This window comes from Corynebacterium camporealensis, assembly GCF_000980815.1.
Classification (GTDB): domain Bacteria; phylum Actinomycetota; class Actinomycetes; order Mycobacteriales; family Mycobacteriaceae; genus Corynebacterium; species Corynebacterium camporealense.
This window is the reverse complement of record NZ_CP011311.1, coordinates 233631-254005: the sequence shown is the minus strand read 5'-3', so window position 1 is coordinate 254005 and position 20375 is coordinate 233631. Positions and strand designations below refer to the sequence as shown.

The window sequence follows — 20375 nt, the reverse complement described above, 5'->3', positions numbered from 1 at the left end:
CCACAGCGAACAACTTACGCCTCCGAAACCTGCGTATTGAAAGGTCTTTTTATGTCGGCTTTTGAAAGCAAAGCATGGCTCCAGTACTACCCGGAATGGACGCCACACCAGCTGGATTATGGCGAGACCACCTTGCTGGATATCTACGACAACAACCTCGCCATTAATGCCGACAAGCCCGCGACCTACTTCTTTGGTCGCACCCAAACCTTTGCTGACCTGGACCGCCAGGTCCGCCGTGCTGCTGCTGGCCTGCGTGCCTTCGGCGTGCGCCCCGGTGACAAGGTTGCCCTGGTGGCCCCGAACTGCCCGCAACAGGTCGCCGCGTTCTACGCGGTACTGAAACTCGGTGCCGTCGCTGTCTTGCACAACCCGCTGTACACCGCCCACGAGCTCGAAAGCCTCTTCCAGTCCCACGGCGCTCGCATCGCCATTGCCTGGGACAAGACAGCTGCCACCCTGGAAAAGCTGCGCGGTACCACCAACTTAGAAACGGTCATCTCTGTCAACATCATCGACGCGATGCCAACGCTGTACCGCACCGCGCTGAAACTGCCGCTGCCGCCGGCGAAGTCGCTGCGCTCCAAGCTGTCTGCCGATGCCCCTAACACCGTCCCGTGGGAATCCCTCATCGGTAACGCCATCGGTGGCGACGGCGCGGACCTGGAAAACCCGGAGATCACCAAGGACACCATCGCCCTGGTGCTCTACACCTCCGGCACCACCGGCGCCCCGAAGGGCGCACAGCTTTCCCACGGCAACCTATACTCCAACGTCCTGCAAGGCAAGTACTGGGTACCGAAGCTGGGTGACAAGCCAGAGCGCATGCTCGCCGCACTGCCGTTCTTCCACGCCTACGGCTTAACGATGAACCTCACCCTCTCCCAGCTCATCGGCGGCGAGTTGGTCCTGCTGCCGAAGCCGGAAATCCCGCTGCTGATGCGGATCATGAAAAAGCACACCCCAACCTGGGTGCCGGGCGTGCCCACGCTCTATGAGCGCATCATCGACAATGCGGAAAAGGAAGACATCGATCTCGACGGCATCCGTGCCGCCTTCTCTGGTGCTTCTACCCTGCCGGTAGCCACCGTGGAGAAGTGGGAAGACTACACCGGCGGCCGCCTGGTCGAAGGCTACGGCCTAACTGAGTGCTCCCCAATTATCGTCGGCAACCCAATGACCGACGACCGCCGCCCGGGCTATGTCGGCATTCCTTTCCCGGATACCGACGTTCGCATCGCCAACCCGGACAACCTGGACGAAACCCAGCCGGACGGCGTGGAAGGCGAAGTGCTGGCCCGCGGCCCGCAGATCTTCCACGGCTACTTGGATAACCCGGAAGCTACCGATGCCGCCTTCCACGACGGCTGGTTCCGCACCGGTGATATGGGCATCATGGAAGAAGACGGCTTTATCCGCCTGGTTTCCCGCATCAAGGAAATCATCATTACCGGAGGCTTCAACGTCTACCCGGGTGAAGTCGAAGAAGTCCTGCGCGCTCACCCGGACATCGACGAAGTTGCCGTCGTCGGCCGCCCGCGCGAAGATGGTTCCGAAGACGTCGTCGCGTGTATCGACTTGGCCGACGGCGCCGCCCTGGACCCAGAAGGCCTCAAGGAATACTGCCGCGAGCGCCTGACCCGCTACAAGGTCCCGCGCACCTTCTACCACTTCGAAGAACTGGCCAAGGACCAAATGGGCAAGATCCGCCGCCGCGAAGTTCAGCAGGATCTCATCGAGCGCATCGAGCAGGGCAACGCCTAGACCTTAAAGGAGAGTTCGTCCCTCGGAACGGCTTGCCGTTCCCTCAAGAGCAACACAGAAATTGCCGGGCACCCGCCCGGCGATTTCTTTATTCTGAACAGGAAAACCTGACACAACCCTCAACATTTTCTGTAATATACAACACAAGCAAAGTGCGAAACGATATACTGAGCCGACAGAAAATATTCCATTTGGAAAACGAAAGGCTCAGACCATGACGGCACCGAAGACCAAGGCCTGGCTTCAGCACTACAGCCCCTGGACCCCAGAGACTCTCGACTACGGTGAGACCACCCTGGTGGACCAATACCACGACACGGTCGCCGCGCACCCTAATCGCACCGCGACTTATTTCTTCGGCCGCACCACCACTTACAGCGAACTCGACGCCCAGGTCCGCGCCGCCGCAGCCGGCCTGAAGGCCTTCGGCATTCGCCCGGGCGACCGCGTTGCCATCGTGCTGCCAAACTGCCCGCAGCACATCGTGGCATTCTACGCAGTCCAGCTCCTGGGCGCGACCGTCGTTGAGCACAACCCGCTCTACACTGCACACGAGCTCGAGGGGCTCTTCCAGGACCACGGCGCCCGCGTTGCTATTTCTTGGGACAAGACCGCCCCTACTCTGGAGAAGCTGCGCAACACCACCGATCTGGAGACCATCATCGCGGTCAACATGATCGAAGCCATGCCGCGCACCCAGCAGCTGCTACTGAAGATTCCGCTGCCTCCAATCGCCTCCAAGCGTGAAATGCTCTCTGAGCCTGCCGAGAACACCGTGCCGTGGTCCACCCTGATGTCCACTGCCATCGGCGGCAACGGTCGCGACCTGAAGCTTCCCGATGTCCATCGCGACGACATCGCTCTTTTGCTTTACACCTCCGGCACCACCGGCGCCCCGAAGGGCGCCCTACTCTCCCACGGCAACCTGGTATCCAACTGCACCCAGGGCAAAGCCTGGGTGAAGGGCTTAGGCGATACCCCGGAGCGCTTCCTGGCAGCACTTCCAATGTTCCACACCTACGGCATGGTCATGGCCGGTGCCCTGGGCGTATCCATCGGTGCTGAGCTCATCTTGCTGCCCGCACCACGCATGCCACTGGTCATGGACGTAATGAAGAAGCACACCCCAACCTGGGTTCCGGGCGTGCCCACCCTCTACGAGAAGATCATGGAAGCTGCCGACGAAAAAGACGTCGACTTAAACGGCATCCGCAACTCCTTCTCTGGTGCTGCTACCCTGCCGGTTCCGACCGTTGAGGAATGGGAATCCCGCACCGGCGGCTTACTCGTCGAAGGCTACGGTCTGACTGAAACCTCCCCGGTGCTCTGCGGCAACCCGATGAACACCAATCGCCGCCCCGGCTACGTCGGCCTGCCTTTCCCGGATACCGAAATCCGCATCGCCAATCCGGAAAACCTCGACGAGGACATGCCCGAAGGCGAACCTGGTGAGGTCCTCGCCCGCGGACCGCAAGTCTTCCAGGGCTACCTCAACAACGAAGAAGCCACCAAGAACGCTTTCCACAACGACTGGTTCCGCACCGGCGACATGGGTGTCATGGAAGACGGCTTCCTGCGTCTGGTCTCCCGCATCAAGGAAATCATCATCACCGGCGGCTTCAACGTCTACCCCGGCGAAGTCGAAGAAACCATCCTCGACCACCCGGACGTCACCAACGCCGCCGTGGTTGGCCGCCCGCGCAAAGACGGCTCCGAAGACGTCGTCGCTTGCGTCATCCTCCGTGACGGCGCCGCCCTCGACCCCGAAGGCATGAAGGAATTCTGCCGCGAGCGACTCACCCGCTACAAGGTGCCCCGCACCTTCTACCACTTCGAGGAACTCGCCTCCGACCAACTGGGCAAGATCCGCCGCCGCGAAGTCCAGCAGGACCTGCTCAAGCTCATCGGCGAAGACACCAACTAAGCGCCCCACCCACGAACAAACAGTTCGCTAAGCAACAAAGGCGCCGCGCATCCTTTTAGGATGTCGCGGCGTCTTTCCTCTGCACGACAACCTCAACCTCAGCATGACTACGACCAGGAAAGACCGTGTCCAAATAATCACGCACCTGGGCCTATGGCTCAAAATGTGTTGGTGGATCCGCCTGTTTTCGATAGCTGAGCACTTCGTATAAGGAATTATTCCCTTACTTAGAGTGATTACGGCGTCTTCCTGCCGAAATACCCGCGCCATGACTTCAGTATGGTAAGGCGTCTTTGATTATTAGGGGATGAGTACAAATCATCCCTCATGCCCGATGTGCCACAGTCGGTGCAATAAACACGGCAGGACCAGCAGCAATCGTCAACGCTGGCGCTGTACACACTGTGGCTTTTCTTTCGTCCGCTCCAACGAGCAAGCTGAATACGCTAAGTGGTTCCGCATCTTCATTAGCTGGCTAACCACCGGCCGCTCTCTTGCTGATACCGCAGCAACACATAACACCAGCACATCAACGCTAAAACGGAAATTCACCACGTTCTGGCTAGTGCAACCACCTAGACCAGTTGATCCCCACCGCGTCTACACACAAATCTTCCTCGACGGCACCTACATCAACTCCTCGTGCCTGCTAGTGGCATCCGATATCAACCACGTCATCAACTGGTTTTGGTGCCACACCGAATCAGAATGGTCCTACGGCCGACTACTCGACACCATGGCCCCGGCAGATATCGCCACCGTCGACGGCCACAACGGCGCACTCAAAGCCATCACCACCCAATGGTCCGATACAAAAGTCCAACGCTGCCTGGTCCATGTTCAGCGCAACATCACCGAAGCAACCGGACGTAAACCTCAAAACCCCGATGGGTAAAGCACTACGACGACTAGGCCTTGACCTGCTGAAAGTACGCACCGAAAACAAGCAGCAGACTGGGTGCTCAAACTCCACAAATTCAACTACCTGTTTGGCAATAAGCTCAAAGAACGCACCTACGTCAAAGACGTTCCGTTTGAACAAATCCCAAAATCCAAACGCAAAAACAAAAAGTGGTGGTACACCCACTACCGACACCGCACGGCCTACAACCTGCTGGAAAAGCTGGTCAACAACGACAACCTCTTCCTGTTCATCACCGAATCACACCAGCAACCCCACCAGGACAACGAGACAGCCCTCAAACGCACCACCAACAGTTTGGAAGGCGGGATTAACTCGCCGTTGAAAAAGCTGTTGTACGACCACAGAGGCCTAAGCCAAGAACACCAACGCCTAGCCTGCGACTGGTGGCTGTACCTACATACACAGCTGCCTGACGATCCGGTAGAAATCGCCAGGCAGCAAAACTGGGGCAAAGACGCACTGACCAAAGCACAAGCCCTTGCCAACCAGGAAAAACGAGCCGCTAACGGCCATGACGACGGCCGTCCAGCAACCCTAGACACCGCCATAGACAGTGCCTACAACCACTCTATGGGAATCAGGAAAGGGCAGATGCGCTAAACCCCACCAACACATTTTGAGCTATACGACGACACGCCGTAAAACAACACATTTTGAGCTATAGCCCGTTGTTATTGCCCTAAAACGGGCGAATACGACGGGGGTCCGAACTTCCGGGGGAGGACCTCGGACACACACGCCGTCGCATTCGCAGTGACAGTATGACACGGGGTAGGCAACCTCGCATCTTTTAAATGAAATGTGTAGTTGAGCTGGGCTTTTGTGCGTGGTTTTGGCAAAAATTGTGCGGATATGGGGCGTAGTGGCTAGTATCAATCGCTAACGTGAGAAAAACCTCACATTTCGAGCGAGTTGCGCGGCTTTTTCGTGTTGCGTGGGTTACGGTGTCGTAACCCGGTTTGATTAGCGCGATCAAACTAACTGTGTGAATTTGTTGCCTACTGCAAAGAGGGACCATGTCTTTGACTCCGATTCTTTCCATGCCCCAGCCCGCCTTGTTGTTTGCCGGGCAGGCTTCTGCCTGGCAGGACACCCTGGCCCAGGCTGGACAAGACCCTGTTACCGCGCAGCGGGCACGGGAGCTTATTGAGGGCGTGCAAGAAGCCACTGGACCGGCAGCGCGTGTCATTGCGTCGACCTGCCCGGGTGCTGTGGAGCGTCTGCTGGAACTAGTCGAATCTGGTGTGGGCGAGTCGAGCTACTCCCCTGCCGCGATTGATGCGCTGCCTGCAGTGAGCATTCCGGGCATTGTGCTGGGCCAGATTTTGGCCGCTGAGCACCTGTCGTCGTTGGGTTTGGTGCCGGCATCGGCGCTGGGTCATTCGCAGGGCAGCCTGGGTGTGTTGGCGGCATCGGAGCCGGAAACGGCGCTGACGCTGGCAGTGCTGATGGGTACTGCGGCTACCGCGGAGTGGGGTACTGATACCCGCAGCCACATGCTGTCGGTGCGTGGACTCTCCCGTGAATTCGTGGAATCGGCGCTGACCGGAACGGCAGCGGTTGCGGTGATTAATGGTCCGCAGCACGTAGTGGTTTCTGGCCGTCCGGACGACCTCGCCAAGGTGGAAGCCGCGCTGGATGCTGCAGCTTCCACGGAAAATGAAGCACTCGATGCCGGTGTGCGCGGTGGTGACGTGCTGTCGCCGCGCTTTGATTACTTGCCTGTGGCACTGCCTTTCCACAACTCGGTACTGACCTCCGCAGCTGAGCGCACTGTTGAGCTCGCACGGCAGTGTGGTGTGGATGAGGAGGTTGCGGCATCGCAAGGCACTGCCATCTTGGTGGAGGTGCATGATTGGCCGCAGGCTATTGCCGATGCCGTGGAAGCCGGATGCACGGATTTCGTGAGCTTAGATGCCGCGTTGGGCAAGTTGACCGCGCCACTGGTGGCCGGCACTGGTGCACGCATGGTGGATGCTTCCAGCGTCGGTGCCCGCGATGCACTGGCAACACCTGGCGTGCAGCTGGCTGAGGCAACCGACTACAAGGATTTCGCACCGCGCCTGATTCGCCTGCCCGATGGTAAGACCTACACCCAGACTCGTTTTTCGGATCTCACTGGCCTGTCGCCCATCATGCTCGGTGGCATGACGCCGACTTCTGCCGATGGTGAGATTGTCGCCGCGGCTGCTAATGCTGGTCACTGGACTGAGATGGCCGGTGGCGGTATGTATTCCGAAGAGGTCTTTAGCCACCATCGTGAGGTACTGGAAAAGCACCTGCTGCCAGGCCGTACTGCGCAGTTCAACACGATGTTCTTCGACCGCTTCCTGTGGAACCTGCAGTTTGGCCAGACCCGCATTGTGCCCAAGGCTCGTGCGGCTGGTGCACCGTTTAATGGTGTGTGTATTTCCGCAGGTATCCCGGAGGTCGACGAAGCAGGTGAGCTCATTGAGCGTCTGCATGCCGATGGCTTCCCGTACCTGTCCTTCAAGCCCGGTACTGCCGAGCAGATTCGCAGCGTGCTCGCTATTGCGGCAGCGTATCCGAATGAGTCCATCATCATGCAGGTCGAAGACGGCCATGCCGGTGGTCACCACTCGTGGGTGAACCTCGATGACATGCTGCGCGCGACCTACGCTGAGATTCGCGCGCATGAGAATGTGATTTTGGCTGTCGGTGGCGGTATTTCCACCCCGGAGCGCGCCGCGTCGTACCTGACCGGTTCCTGGTCTGAGGGCTACGGCCTGCCAGCGATGCCGGTGGATTCGGTGTTCATTGGCACCGTAGCGATGGCCACCAAGGAAGCCAAGGCCACCGATTCGGTCAAGGAACTGCTGGTTAACACCCCGGGTGTCTCCCCGGACGATAACGGCGGTTGGGTCGGCCGCGGTACCGGTGCTGGTGGTGTGGCTTCCTCCCAGTCGCACTTGCTTGCCGATATCCACGACATCGACAACTCTTTCGCCGCCGCGTCCCGCCTGATTACTGCTACCCCGCCGAGTGAGTACGCAGCCCGCCGCGATGAAATCATCGAGGCACTCAACAAGACCTCGAAGCCTTACTTCGGCGATGTCGAAGAGATGACCTACGCACAGTGGGTTAAGCGCTTTGTGAAGCTCGCGCACCCATTCGTGGATCCGACCTGGGATGACCGTTTCTTCGATCTTCTGCACCGCATTGAGGCCCGTCTTAACGATGCCGACCACGGTGAAATTGAGACTCTCTTTGCCTCCATTGACGAGGTCGCCGATGCCCCGGCTGCTGCCGAGAAGCTCCTGGCTGCCTACCCGCAGGCCGAAGAAATCACCGTTTCCCCGCGCGATGCCGCGTGGTGGATTTCCCTGCACTATAAGCACGTCAAGCCAATGCCGTGGGTGCCGGCTATTGATGGTGACCTCAAATCCTGGTTCGGCAAGGACACCCTGTGGCAAGCTCAGGACGAGCGTTACGACGCCGACGAAGTCCGCATCATCCCTGGCCCTGTCGCCGTTGCGGGTATCACTAAGAAGAATGAGCCGGTCGCTGAACTTCTCGCTCGCTTCGAGTCCGCGGCGACGGAGTCACTGCAGTCCGCCGGTGTTGAAGAACTCGACGTCTTCTCCCGCCTGACCGCTGCCGAAGATGCCGCAGCGTTTATCCGTAAGGCTCCTACCCTGCTCTGGCACGGCCACCTGATGGCCAACCCGGCATACGCCATGGATGACGACGCTTACGAGCTGCGTCAGGACGACAACGGCGACTGGGAAATTGTCATCAACGCCGATTCCTACTGGGATCACCTCCCTGCTGAGCAGCGTCCTTTCTACGTCCGCGAAGTCACCATTCCGCTGGAACTTCCCTCCGATGTCGCCACCGGCGGCAGCCCGGTCGTCTCCGACGAGCGCCTCCCGGATGCAGTCTTTACCCTGCTGTCTGGCCTGGCCGGTGTCGGCTCTACTGCCGAACAAGGCGATGAAATCACCGAGATGCCCGTCATCGAGGAAGACTCCGTTTCTGAGGAGCCCCCATTCGGTCGCGCTCGCTACTCCTTCCACCTGCCGCCATCCCTGCTGCAAGCACACACCAACACCACTGGCGCAGCACTGCCTGCCAGCGACGATGCCGTTATCGGCACCCCAGACGTCCTGGTCGGACCATGCTGGCCGGCCATCTACACCGCACTGGGCTCTGGCCTGCTGGAAGACGGCTTCCCCGTCATCGAGGGCCTGCTCAACGCAGTCCACCTCGACCACGTCATCGACCTGCGCGTACCCCTGCACTCTCTGGCTACCGGCCAGCGCATCAACGTCGTCTCCCAGTGCAGCGCCATCGACGAGTCCGCCTCGGGCCGCATCGTCACCGTCGAACTCGAACTCACCGACACCGACGGCAACCTGGTCGCCACCCAAATGCAGCGGTTTGCCATCCGCGGCCGCCAGTCCGGCACCAACGCGCCGGCGCCTGCTCCCGAATGGGGCGGAGGACTAGAGTCCTCCGCCGGGGTGGAAACGACTCCGCGTTCCTTTGTCGACCGCGCTGTGGTGACCGCTCCTGCGGATATGACTCCGTTCGCGATTGTCTCGGGCGACTACAACCCGATTCATACCTCCACCAACGCAGCGCAGCTGGTCAACCTTGAGGCACCGTTGGTCCACGGTATGTGGCTGTCGGCTACTGCGCAGCACCTGGCTGCAAGGCACGGTGAGGTCACCGGTTGGACCTACTCCATGTACGGCATGGTGCAGCTCAATGACGATGTTGAGATCACCGTCGAGCGCACCGCTCGCGTGGGTATCCGTGCTGGTCTGGAAGTCACCTGCCGCATTGACGGTGAGGTTGTCTCCCGTGGTCAGGCATTGGTTGCACAGCCGCGTACCGCTTACATCTACCCAGGCCAGGGCATTCAGTCCGAGGGTATGGGTCAAGGCGACCGCAATTCCTCGGCAGCTGCTCGTGCAGTGTGGCGTCGCGCGGATGAGCACACCCGCAACAACCTGGGCTTTAGCATCCAGCGCGTCATCGACGACAACCCGACCACGCTCAACGTACGTGGTACTACCTTCCGCCACCCAGAAGGCGTACTGCACCTGACCCAGTTCACCCAGGTCGCACTCGCTGTGGTTGCCTACGCACAGACTGAACGTCTCCGCGAGGCGAACGCTCTGGGTGAGGGCGCCTTCTACGCTGGCCACTCCCTTGGCGAGTACACCGCCCTGGCATCCCTGGCGAATATCTTTGACCTCGAAGGCGTTATCGACATCGTCTTCTCCCGCGGTTCTGCCATGGGTGAGCTCGTCGAGCGCGATGCCGACGGCAACTCCAACTACGCCATGGCCGCCCTGCGCCCGAACATGATTGGTGTTTCCGGCGACGAGGTCGACGCCTACGTCGCTCAGGTTTCGGAGCGCACCGGTGAGTTCCTGGAGATCGTCAACTACAACATCCGCGGTCAGCAGTACTCTGTCGCTGGCACTAAGGCTGGCATCCGCGCACTTGTCGATGACGCCACCTCCACCACCCCACGCGCCGCCATCATGGTCCCGGGCATCGACGTGCCATTCCACTCCTCGGTGCTGCGCGATGGCGTTCCGGCCTTCGCAGACAAGCTCGACGAGCTTTTGCCGAACGAGCTGGACCTCGATGCTCTGGTGGGACGCTACATCCCGAACCTGGTTGCTCAGCCTTTCGAGCTGACCCAGGACTTCGTCGATACCGTCGCCCCTCTTGCCCCATCTGGAAAGCTCGACAACCTCGATGCTTCCTCCCTCGAGCCGCAGCAGCTCGCACGCCTGCTGCTCATTGAACTGCTCTCCTGGCAGTTCGCCTCCCCAGTCCGCTGGATCGAGACCCAGGAGCTGCTCTTCGACCGCGTTGATCAGCTCATCGAAGTTGGCCTCGCCTCTGCCCCAACCCTGACCAACCTCGCGACTCGCTCCCTCGACGTCGCAGGTGTCACCGGCATCGACGTCTACAACGTCGAGCGCGACCAAGACCAGGTCATGCTCAATGACGCCGTCCCAGCGCCTGCTGCGGAGGAACCCGAAGCAGCAGCTCCGACCGATGAAGCAGAAGCTGAAGCTTCGGCTGACTCGGCCCCGGCTGAAGCTTCCGCTCCTGCGGAATCCTCTGCTCCACAAGAGGCTGCACCAGCGCCTTCCGCACCGGCTGCTTCTGGCGGTGCCGCTCCGGAGCTTCCGTTCGGCGCGGACGACGCCATCATGGTGCTCTTTGCTTTCCACAACAAGCTGCGTGTGGACCAGATTCTCGACGGTGACACTGTTGAGGAGCTGACTAATGGTGTGTCTTCGCGTCGTAATCAGCTGCTGATGGATATGTCCTCTGAGATTGGGGTTCCGGCCATTGATGGTGCAGCTGATGCGGACGTCGCTACGCTGCGTGGACAGGTTGCTACTGCGGCGCCGGGTTACTCCCCGTTTGGTCCGGTGCTTTCCGAGGCGCTGACTGCGCGACTGCGCCAGCTCTTTGGTGCAGCTGGCTTGAAGCCAACTGCTGTTGGTGACCGTGTGACTGGCACCTGGGGTCTGCCGGCGTCCTGGACGCCGCATGTGGAGGCAGAGATTCTGCTGGGTACCCGTACTGAGGACTCGGCACGTGGTGGTGAGTTGAACTCGCTGCCGACATCGGCAAGCTCTGCGGCTGACGCCAATGGCATCATTGACGCGGCAGTTGAGGCTGTAGCTGCTGCCCAAGGTGTGTCCGTCTCCCGTGATGCGGGCTCCGGCGGTGGCGGCGGTGCCGTTGTGGATTCCGCGGCACTCGATGCCTTCGCTGAGACCGTGACCGGCGAAAATGGTGTACTGGCATCCACTGCGCGTGAGGTACTCGCCAAGCTGGGCCACGTGGACGTGCCGGAACCGGCGGATAACTCCGGTGCCGAGTACGCGGAGGTGCTGACCACCATCGAAGGTGAGCTCGGCAGCAACTGGCAGGACCTGGTGCGTCCGAACTTTGATGCCAAGCGCGCCGTACTTTTCGATGACCGCTGGGCCTCCGCACGCGAAGAACTCGCACGACTGGCACTCGGCTCCGATGAAGCACCAAAGCGCAATGGCACGACTGACCAGTGCGAGGATGTCTCCTCCCTGCTTAACCGTTTCCGCGGTACGGGTGAGACCGTCGCAAAGCAGGCGCGCTGGTGGGCACAGCAGACCGATAACCCACTGCTGGCAGAAATTGCTGCGGTGGCCGAAGAGGCACCGTCCGGTGACTGGGCTGACGAGGTTGCGCTGGTCACTGGTGCGGCGCCAGGCTCGATTGCCACGGCGATTGTCGAAGCGCTGCTGGCTGGTGGTGCCACGGTGATTATGACCGCGTCCCGTGTGGATCAGCGTCGTAAGGAATTTGCACGCAAGCTCTATGCCGAGCACGCCACTGCCGGTGCGGCGCTGTGGCTGGTGCCGACGAACCTGTCGAGCTACCGCGACATCGACAGCCTGCTGGACTGGATTGGCACGGAGCAGAAGACCTCTGTCGGTACTGAGGTGAAGGTGACCAAGCCGGCACTGACGCCGACGCTGGCCTTCCCGTTTGCCGCACCAGGTGTCAGTGGCTCGCTTGCCGATGCCGGCGCACCAGCCGAAAACCAAGCACGCCTGCTGCTGTGGTCACTGGAGCGCACGATTGCAGGACTGTCCGCACTGGCGCAGGAGTCGGCAAGTGCCACTCGCTGCCACGTGGTGGTGCCGGGCTCGCCGAACCGCGGCATGTTCGGTGGCGATGGTGCCTACGGTGAGGCGAAGGCTGCGTTGGATGCGGTCATCGCTAAGTGGGGCTCCGAAGCCGGCTGGCCTGCTGGTGTGACCTTGGCGCATCCGCGTATTGGTTGGGTTGCGGGTACGCACCTGATGGGTGGCAACGATGTGCTCGTGCCGGCTGCGGAGAAGGCTGGCATTCACGTCTGGACGCCGGAGGAGATTACTTCTGAGCTGCTGGACCTGGCTACTGCTGAGTCCCGCGAGAAGGCTTCTGCTGCTCCTTTGGATGCGGACCTGACTGGTGGTCTGGAAAATATTGACTTGCGCACTTTGGACCCGGAAGTTTCGACAGAAACTTCCGCGGAGGTCCCGGCCACCATTGCTGCGCTGCCGAACCCGGCGCGCGTGGTGCAGCCTTCCGAGGTGGAGGTCGGCAACATCAGCACTGACCTCGAGGACATGATTGTTATCGCCGGTCTCGGTGAGGTCTCCTCCTGGGGTTCGGGTCGTACCCGCTTTGAGGCGGAGTACGGCATGCAGCGCGATGGCCGTCCAGAGCTGAGTGCTGCGGGCGTGCTGGAACTGGCGTGGATGACCGGCCTGGTGCAGTGGAGTGAGGACCCGCGTCCGGGTTGGTACGACGCTGAGGGCACCGAGATTGCCGAGGAAGAGATTTACGATCGCTTCCGCGACGAAGTCATCGCCCGTGCCGGTATCCGTCAGCTGACTGACAAGTACCACCTGGTGGACCAGGGGTCGATTGACCTGACTGAGGTTTACCTGGACCGCGATGTGTCCTTCGCTGTGGATTCTGAGGCCACCGCCCGTGACATTCAGGCTGCGGATCCGGAGTTCACCCGCCTGTCTGAAGAAGATGGCGAGTGGCAGGTCACCCGCCTGCAGGGTGCTACCGCGCGCATCCCGCGTAAGGCAACCTTGAGCCGTACCGTGGCCGCCCAGATGCCGGACGACTTCGACGCTGCACGCTGGGGCATTCCGGAGCACATGCTGTCCTCCCTGGACCGCATGGCGGTATGGAACCTGGCCACTGCTGTCGATGCCTTCATCCAAGCCGGCTTCTCCCCTGCCGAGCTGCTGCAGGCTGTCCACCCGGGTCAGGTTGCCAGCACCCAAGGCACCGGTATTGGCGGTATGGAGTCCCTGCACAAGGTCTTCGTCTCCCGTTTGCTCGGTGAGGATCGCCCGTCCGACATCCTGCAGGAAGCACTGCCGAACGTCATTGCGGCGCACACCATGCAGTCGCTGGTCGGTGGTTATGGCTCCATGATTCACCCGATTGGTGCTTGTGCGACGGCGGCGGTGTCGATTGAGGAGGCCGTCGACAAGATTGCCCTGGGCAAGGCCGACGTCGTGGTTGCCGGTGGTATCGATGACGTGCAGGTCGAGTCCCTGACCGGCTTCGGTGACATGAACGCCACCGCGGAAACTGCCGCGATGACCGAGCAGGGTATCGATGACCGCTTCATCTCCCGTGCGAATGACCGTCGTCGTGGCGGCTTCCTGGAAGGTGAAGGCGGCGGTACCGCCATCCTGGTCCGCGGTTCCCTGGCTGCGGAGATGGGCCTGCCGGTCCTGGCTGTCGTTGCTCACGCTGCGTCCTATGCTGATGGCGCGCACACCTCCATCCCGGCTCCGGGCCTGGGCGCACTGGGTGCGGGCCGTGGTCGGGAGAACTCCCGCCTGGCACGTTCGCTGCGCGGACTGGGACTTACGCCTAACGATGTCACCGTCCTGTCCAAGCACGACACCTCCACCAACGCCAACGACCCGAACGAGTCGGAACTGCACTCCCTGCTGTGGCCTGCAGTCGGCCGCGATGAGGACAAGCCAATGTTTGTCATCTCGCAAAAGACCCTGACCGGGCACTCCAAGGCAGGTGCAGCGCTCTTCCAGACCGGCGGCATCATCGATGTCTTCCGCACTGGCAAGCTGCCTGCGAATGCCTCCCTGGACTGTGTGGATCCGCTCATCGAGCCGAAGGCAAAGAACCTGGTCTGGCTGCGTTCCCCGCTGGATATCGCAGCGCACGGCCACCAGGTGAAGGCCGCCGCGCTGACTTCCCTGGGCTTCGGCCACGTCAGTGCCCTGCTGGTTTACGCCCACCCGGGTGTCTTTGCCGCCGCGGTTGCCCAGCAGCGTGGTGCAAAGGCTGCCATGCAGTGGCAGGAGCAAGCTAACGCCCGACTTGCCGATGGCCACGCCCGCTTCGAAGCCGGCATGCTCGGCCGCGCACCACTATTCGAGACCATCGAATCCCGTCGTCTGCCAGCAGGTGACGATGCCAAGAAGGCCGAAATCGCCCTCCTCCTGGATGACGATGCCCGCCTCGGCGCCGATGGCACCTATCCGGCCTAAACTGGCTAGGTAAAAAGAAGGAGTAGCTTCGCGCTACTCCTTCTTTCGTTGTTTATCCTCTGCTCCCCACGCCCGGATGCAGCACAATGATGGGAGCACCATCTACTGAAGGACGTAACATGAGCGCTTATTTCGTCGGCCAACTCTTTATGGCGTTTGCAGCCTTTGATTCTCTCCTCCAGGCTTTCCGGGCCATTCGCTCTCAAGGACCCTGGGTGCTCTACACTCTCGCTGCGGTTATGTACGGCGGTGCAGCACTGCTGCTAGGAAATGATTCGATCGCTATTCCGCTTATTCTTGCGGTGCTTGCCATGCTCACATTCGTGGTTGCCCGACACCGAAGCAGCGAGGACTAAGGACGAAGCTTCACTGCTTGTCGGTGCTGGCTTCGTCCGAGTTGGCATCTGCGGATGCCACATCCTTGGCGTCGCGGCTCTCACGTGAGATGTCACGGCTATCGGACTCGAGATCCAGCTGCTTTTGGACTTGGGCCTCGGCAGCGGAATCGTCGCGCGGTGGGACCTGGATGTGGCGCTCGGATTCCAGGCCTACCTGAAGTTCCTTGACGCGCAGAACCTCTGCATCGATCTTGATGCCGATGATCAGGATGATATTCATGACCCACACCGCCAGCAGGACGGCCATGACGGTACTAACGGCGCCGTAGGCGCTGGCTCCGGCGTAGAGACGCAGGTACAGACCAAACAGGGACCACACGGCAACGCTCAGAGTCAGGGCGAAAATCGCGCCCGGGGTAATCCAGCGGAACCGAATCGGACGCACGTTCGGCGCGAAGTGGTAGAGCACTGCAATGAGCACCAGGACCAGCAGCACGGTCAACGGGAAGCGGACCCAGGCCCAGATAGGCAGGAAGATGCTGAGCAGGAAGTCCAGCAGGCCTTCTAATCCCAGAGGTTGAGCGAGGGGTTCGAGTACGCCGGTAATGACGGTATCGCGAAGCAAGTTCGCAAACAGCACCAAGACCAGGCCGAGCACCAGGAAGATGGTCAGGCCCCACATCGTGGCCCAGGTACGAATCAGCCCGCGGCCTTCAATGCGGCCGTAGACCAGATTGCCCGTACGCGAGAAAGCGCGGACATACGCAGAGGCAGAAAACAGCGAGACCAGCACTGAGATCACCAGTGCCCACGTGCCTTCTGCCGCGGAGCCAATAATGGAACTGACCAGGTCGAGTGCCTGCGGAACCAGGTCCGCTGGCACGTATTCCTCAATAAAGCCGGTGGTCAGGTCGAGGACCTCGTCTCGTCGTGAAGCAAACAGCAACGTGGCCAAGGAATACAGCGCCAGCACCGTCGGAGCAAAGGCCATGACGGTGAAGTACGTCATCGCCGCCGCGCGGTCGCCTAGTGCCTGGTAGAGAAAGTCCGTCCAGGTGCGGCGCAGCACCAGCTTCCAGCTGCTCCACGACAACCGGACTTTCTTCTTGCCGGTGTCGAAGGCATCGTCGTAGCCATCCACGTCGATGAATTCCGCAGAATTCGCCGGCGCGATCTTCGATGGTTCATCTCCTTCGGAGACGGGTGAGGCCGTTGAGTTCATGCCTTCAGAATAAATGCAGTATACGTCCAGGTCCTGCCAACACCCCGGCGCGGAACGATATACTCGCTTGGTATGGCTGACAAACTCAACGTAAAGTCCTTTGAACTCGACCACCGACTCGTCGATGCACCCTACGTACGCATCGCCGACCGCACTGATCTCGGCGGTGGCGTGGAGATCATCAAATACGATCTGCGCTTCTGCCAGCCCAACGAAGACCACCTGGATACCAAGGCGCTGCACTCCGTCGAGCACATGATGGCCAACTTCCTGCGCAACTACACCGACCGCCTCGTCGGTTTTGCCCCCATGGGCTGCCGCACCGGCTTCTACGCCATCACCAATGGCCTGAAGCAAGACGACTTCCTGCCTGCCCTGGAAGGCGCACTCAACGACATCCTCAATGCCACCGAGGTCCCTGCCGCCAACGAAAAGCAGTGCGGCTGGGGCGCACACCACGACCTCGAAGGTGCACAAGCTGCCGCCCGCGACTTCCTCGCGGCCAAGGACGAGTGGCTCACCGTAATGGCAGAGTAATTCTCCTGCTAGCCACGCCTTAAGGCATCAGTTATAGTGGCAGCAGAACCGCCTGTTACGACAGGAGAGGAAGAGGGCCCTGGGACCCCAGCCGGACGACTGGACCCAAGGCCTTCGCTATTCCTAATAGTTTTTGCGTGCAGACACTTCTGCAGGTGTCCTTTTGCTACGCGAGTTGGGCGGAAATTTGGCTCGCGGGCGAGAAAGTGGGGCGAAAACGACACCCCGCGGCCGTGAGGTTGGCCGCGGGAGTGGCCGTAGGGTGGGGATTTTAGAACTCGAGGTCGATCCAGACGGGTTCGGGGACGAGCTCGACGTTGAAGGCTTGTGCGACGCCGTCGCGGATGTCGCGGGCTAAGGCGACGATGTCGTTGGCGGTGGCGTTGCCGCGGTTTGTCAGGGCCAGGGTGTGCTTGGTCGATAAGGTTGCGGGACCTTTGCCGCGGTAGCCTTTGGCGAAGCCGGCGCGCTCGATAAGCCAGGCGGCAGAAAGCTTTTCGGTGGGTTCGCCATCCGGGTTCTTGATGTCGTCGTGGGCATGCACGGGGTGACGGGGCATGCGGTCGGCATCGGCGTCGCCGCGCTCGGAGCGTACTTTGTCTTGGATGGCATCGGCGATATCGCTGGTGACAATCGGGTTGGTGAAAAAAGAGCCGGCGGACCAGGTGTCGTGGTCTTCGGGGTCGAGCACCATGCCCTTGCCGCGGCGCAGAGCCAGGACTTCGTCGCGGACTTCGGCGACGGGGCGCTGTTCGCCAGGCGTCTGAGTGAGCTGGCCAAAGCGCAGTGGGGTGGATAGGCCGTCGGTGGTGAGTTTGAGTTCGACTTCTAAGACGACGGCGCGGCCGGTGAACTTCAAGTTGGAGTAGCGGTAAGCCAGGTCGAGGTCGGAGGCGTCTTCCCAGGAGACCACGCCGGTGTGGCGGTGGTAGAGGCGAACGCGCTGGAGGACGTCAGAGATTTCCGCGCCATAAGCACCGACGTTTTGGACCGGGACGGCGCCGACGGTGCCGGGGATGCCGGAGAGGCACTCAATGCCGCCAAGGTTCTTCTTCACGGACTGGGCGACCACGTCGTCCCAGTTGGCGCCGGCTTCGGCGCGCAGGATGCCGGAGTCCTCGTCGATGGAGACGTCGGCAAATTCCAGGACCACGGCGACGACGTCGACGTCGCCTTCGGCAACCACGAGGTTGGAGCCGCCACCGATGACCACCTGGCGTACTTGGGCCTCGTCGAGGATGCGGAGGGCGTCCACGGCGGCATCGGCAAGCGTGCAACGCACCGTAAGCGCAGGAGTGCCGCCCACGCGCAGGGTGGTGAGATCAGCAAAAGTTGTCTCGGTGTCGAGATCCACACCGTTAATTGCGGCCAGCTTCTGGGTCAGGAATTTATCAAGCACGCCTACCAAGGTAGTCTGTAAATCATGTCAACCCGTAGCGAAAACACCGTAACGATTAATCAGCCCCTCGAGAAGGTGCACGAGGCACTGCTCACCGAGGGTTACTGGGAGTACATCGTGGAGAACCTGTCGCCGGATCCGGGCCAGGTCCACGACTTCACCGACAACGTTGCCATCCTCTACGAAATCCTGCCGACCACCCTGCTGCCAGAGGCAGTGCGCGCGATGGTGTCCCAGGATCTTAAGGTCAAGCGCGTTGTGACCGTCGGCAAGCTGGACGGCAATGCCGCAGACGTCAACTACACCGCTGACGTGAAGGGCACCCCGGTCGACTTCAAGGGCGATATCTCCCTGACCGGCGAGGGCGATACCACCAAGCTGTCCTACATCAACGAAATCTCCGTCAACATCCCGATGATGGGCGCTGCCATCGAGCCGAAGGTCGGCGACGCCCTGGGTGAGCTGTTTACCAACGAGGGCAACCTCACCGAGCAGTGGATCGCTAACCACTCCTAAAAGGCTTCCGTAGCTTTAGCCATGGCCGATCACGCACATAATCTGCGCGCTAGCGCGAGTGCGGGTCGGCCTTTTGGCGTTATTACCCGCGGTACGACGAACCAGAATCGGCTGCGCCGTTGTGACCGTTGGGTGGCCGCGCACCCCGAGATTGGGCCGTTGTTGCGTGGGACGTCGCGGCCGCTGGCTCTCGATGTCGGCTACGGCGCCTCGCACACCACCACTGTGGAGTGGGCTAACTGGCTGCGGCGGATTAATCCTTCCGTGGAGGTTGTCGGGCTCGAGATTGATCCCTCCCGAGTGCTGCCGCCGCGGGACGGCGTGCGCTTTGAGCTCGGCGGCTTTGAGCTGGCCGGTTATCGTCCGCAGTTGGTCCGCGCGTTTAATGTGCTGCGCCAATACGATGTTTCCCAAGTCCAGGAAGCCTGGGATACCGTCTGCGCTGGGCTGGCCCCGGGCGGGTTCTTTATTGAAGGCACCTGCGATGAGCTTGGTCGGCGCAGTGCCTGGATTCTGCTGGATAAGGACGGCCCGCGCACGTTGACGTTGGCGTGGGATCCTTTCGACGTCGAGCGCCCCTCGGATTTGGCGGAGCGCCTGCCGAAGGTACTCATTCACCGCAATGTGCCAGGTGAGGCCATCTACGACCTGCTGCAGGCTGCCGACCGCGCTTGGGATCACAACGCCGGCTGGGCACCGCATGGTCCGCGGGTGCGCTGGCGCATGGCGCATCAATTGCTTGCCGATGCCGGCTATCCCCTCCGCCCCATCCGCCGCCGGTTGCGTGACAATTCGCTAACTATTGACTGGGCGGCTGTGTGTTAATTGGCTAGATTCCGTCCCATGCGTCACACTGTTAAGCATGGCTGCTAAGAAATCCGCCGGTTCGACGGCGTGGAAAATCATTGTTGGAATCCTGGTCGCACTGCTTGTCATCGTGCTGATCGCCGAGTTTGCCGTGCGCTGGTTTGTCAGCAGCCAGATTAACGATGACTTCCACGAAACCGCCCAGGCCGAGGGCGTCCAGGTCTCTGAAGACCCGGAGGTCTCCTTCGGTGGCACGCCACTGCTGTGGGGTATGGTCTCCGGCACGATTTCGCAGATGAACATGAAGACCCCATCCACCCTGGAGGTCAACGGCACCGAGATTAAGGGCCAGCCTGCTGCCGACGTAGAGGTCTCCGACCTGCACGTCCAAGACCAGGTCGCAGGCCAAATGCGTGCCACCACGACCGTGCCGGATGAGTTCTTGCTGGCTACCTTCCAAAAGAACATTGCGGACCAGTCTGGTAGCGAGAACCTCGGTAACATGGTCGTGACCGACATCCGCGCCGTTGGCGAGGACAACGTCCTAGAAATCGAGTTCGCCGGTGGCATTGCACGACTGTCGCTGAAGCCAGAAGCTGTCGATGGCCAACTGCGCCTCACCGCTGAGAACACCGCCCTGTTTGGATTCAACCTGCCAGACCAGGCCTCGGATGCTGTCTCTAATGCACTGCAAAACGGCATGGAAGAACAGGTCGTCGGCGACATGCGCGTCGAAGATGTCTTCGTCGATTCCGGCCAGCTGCGGCTAACCGTTGCCGGTGAGAACATCCCGCTCCAGGACGTCGGAACGCAGTTCACCGAAATGCAGCAGCAAGCGGGCTAAGCCGCTTGCTGCTGTGGGGGACGGGG

At 60.9% G+C, this 20375-nt stretch carries 12 protein-coding genes and 1 pseudogene; 11 read left to right on the top strand and 2 right to left on the bottom strand.

Going from position 1 to position 20375, the window contains the following annotated elements:
• Positions 1-51 precede the first annotated feature (51 nt).
• The 7 genes and pseudogenes from UL81_RS01225 (at position 52) to UL81_RS01205 (ending at position 15042) form a co-directional block, all read left to right on the top strand.
• Positions 52-1764: a long-chain-fatty-acid--CoA ligase gene (locus UL81_RS01225; RefSeq protein ID WP_035106413.1), complete on the top strand. Its 1713-nt coding sequence runs from the start codon at positions 52-54 to the stop codon at positions 1762-1764.
• 214 nt (positions 1765-1978) lie between these two features.
• The gene (locus UL81_RS01220; protein ID WP_035106411.1) at positions 1979-3688 is read left to right on the top strand and encodes a long-chain-fatty-acid--CoA ligase; all 1710 of its coding nucleotides are present in this window, start codon (positions 1979-1981) and stop codon (positions 3686-3688) included.
• A 307-nt stretch (positions 3689-3995) separates the two neighbouring features.
• Positions 3996-4100, top strand: a pseudogene (locus UL81_RS12215) (IS1/IS1595 family N-terminal zinc-binding domain-containing protein); the annotation flags it as partial.
• Between the two features lie 153 nt (positions 4101-4253).
• Positions 4254-4583: an IS256 family transposase gene (locus UL81_RS11885; protein ID WP_052097770.1), complete on the top strand. Its 330-nt coding sequence runs from the start codon at positions 4254-4256 to the stop codon at positions 4581-4583.
• Between the two features lie 63 nt (positions 4584-4646).
• A complete protein-coding gene (locus tag UL81_RS11770) occupies positions 4647-5213 on the top strand; it encodes a hypothetical protein (protein ID WP_105360275.1) in 567 nt (188 codons plus the stop codon).
• Positions 5214-5629: 416 nt separating this feature from the next.
• Positions 5630-14686 carry a type I polyketide synthase gene (locus UL81_RS01210; RefSeq protein ID WP_035107239.1) on the top strand — a complete coding sequence of 3019 codons (9057 nt, stop codon included), beginning with the start codon at positions 5630-5632 and terminating at the stop codon, positions 14684-14686.
• A 119-nt stretch (positions 14687-14805) separates the two neighbouring features.
• Positions 14806-15042, top strand: a complete 237-nt coding sequence (locus tag UL81_RS01205; protein WP_035107241.1) for a hypothetical protein — start codon at positions 14806-14808, stop codon at positions 15040-15042.
• A 10-nt stretch (positions 15043-15052) separates the two neighbouring features.
• On the opposite strand, the gene UL81_RS01200 is transcribed toward UL81_RS01205, so the two are convergent.
• Positions 15053-16246, bottom strand: a complete 1194-nt coding sequence (locus tag UL81_RS01200; protein WP_046453163.1) for a YihY/virulence factor BrkB family protein — start codon at positions 16244-16246, stop codon at positions 15053-15055.
• A 72-nt stretch (positions 16247-16318) separates the two neighbouring features.
• Between UL81_RS01200 and UL81_RS01195 the strand changes: the two genes are divergently transcribed.
• A complete protein-coding gene (locus tag UL81_RS01195; protein ID WP_035107243.1) occupies positions 16319-16783 on the top strand; it encodes an S-ribosylhomocysteine lyase in 465 nt (154 codons plus the stop codon).
• A 271-nt stretch (positions 16784-17054) separates the two neighbouring features.
• Here the strand turns inward: UL81_RS01195 and UL81_RS01190 are convergent, their stop codons facing one another.
• Positions 17055-18182: a UDP-N-acetylmuramate dehydrogenase gene (locus UL81_RS01190; protein WP_046453162.1), complete on the bottom strand. Its 1128-nt coding sequence runs from the start codon at positions 18180-18182 to the stop codon at positions 17055-17057.
• Between the two features lie 24 nt (positions 18183-18206).
• Here UL81_RS01190 and UL81_RS01185 point away from each other — a divergent pair, with 24 nt between their 5' ends.
• From UL81_RS01185 to UL81_RS01175, 3 genes are read left to right on the top strand one after another with little or no spacing between them, the layout of a single operon-like run.
• A complete protein-coding gene (locus UL81_RS01185; protein WP_035107245.1) occupies positions 18207-18698 on the top strand; it encodes a DUF2505 domain-containing protein in 492 nt (163 codons plus the stop codon).
• Between the two features lie 21 nt (positions 18699-18719).
• Entirely contained in the window at positions 18720-19523 is an 804-nt protein-coding gene (locus tag UL81_RS01180) for a hypothetical protein (protein ID WP_035107248.1), read from the top strand.
• A 37-nt stretch (positions 19524-19560) separates the two neighbouring features.
• Positions 19561-20349 carry an LmeA family phospholipid-binding protein gene (locus UL81_RS01175; protein WP_035107251.1) on the top strand — a complete coding sequence of 263 codons (789 nt, stop codon included), beginning with the start codon at positions 19561-19563 and terminating at the stop codon, positions 20347-20349.
• The last annotated feature ends 26 nt before the right edge of the window (positions 20350-20375 follow it).

Bases quoted from the DNA above. Each gene is read 5' to 3' on its own strand.
- UL81_RS01225 (WP_035106413.1), top strand. From the start codon at position 52: ATGTCGGCTTTTGAAAGCAAAGCATGGCTCCAGTACTACCCGGAATGG.
- UL81_RS01220 (WP_035106411.1), top strand. From the start codon at position 1,979: ATGACGGCACCGAAGACCAAGGCCTGGCTTCAGCACTACAGCCCCTGG.
- UL81_RS01210 (WP_035107239.1), top strand. From the start codon at position 5,630: ATGTCTTTGACTCCGATTCTTTCCATGCCCCAGCCCGCCTTGTTGTTT.
- UL81_RS01205 (WP_035107241.1), top strand. From the start codon at position 14,806: ATGAGCGCTTATTTCGTCGGCCAACTCTTTATGGCGTTTGCAGCCTTT.
- UL81_RS01200 (WP_046453163.1), bottom strand. From the start codon at position 16,246: ATGAACTCAACGGCCTCACCCGTCTCCGAAGGAGATGAACCATCGAAG.
- UL81_RS01195 (WP_035107243.1), top strand. From the start codon at position 16,319: ATGGCTGACAAACTCAACGTAAAGTCCTTTGAACTCGACCACCGACTC.
- UL81_RS01185 (WP_035107245.1), top strand. From the start codon at position 18,207: ATGTCAACCCGTAGCGAAAACACCGTAACGATTAATCAGCCCCTCGAG.
- UL81_RS01180 (WP_035107248.1), top strand. From the start codon at position 18,720: ATGGCCGATCACGCACATAATCTGCGCGCTAGCGCGAGTGCGGGTCGG.
- UL81_RS01175 (WP_035107251.1), top strand. From the start codon at position 19,561: ATGGCTGCTAAGAAATCCGCCGGTTCGACGGCGTGGAAAATCATTGTT.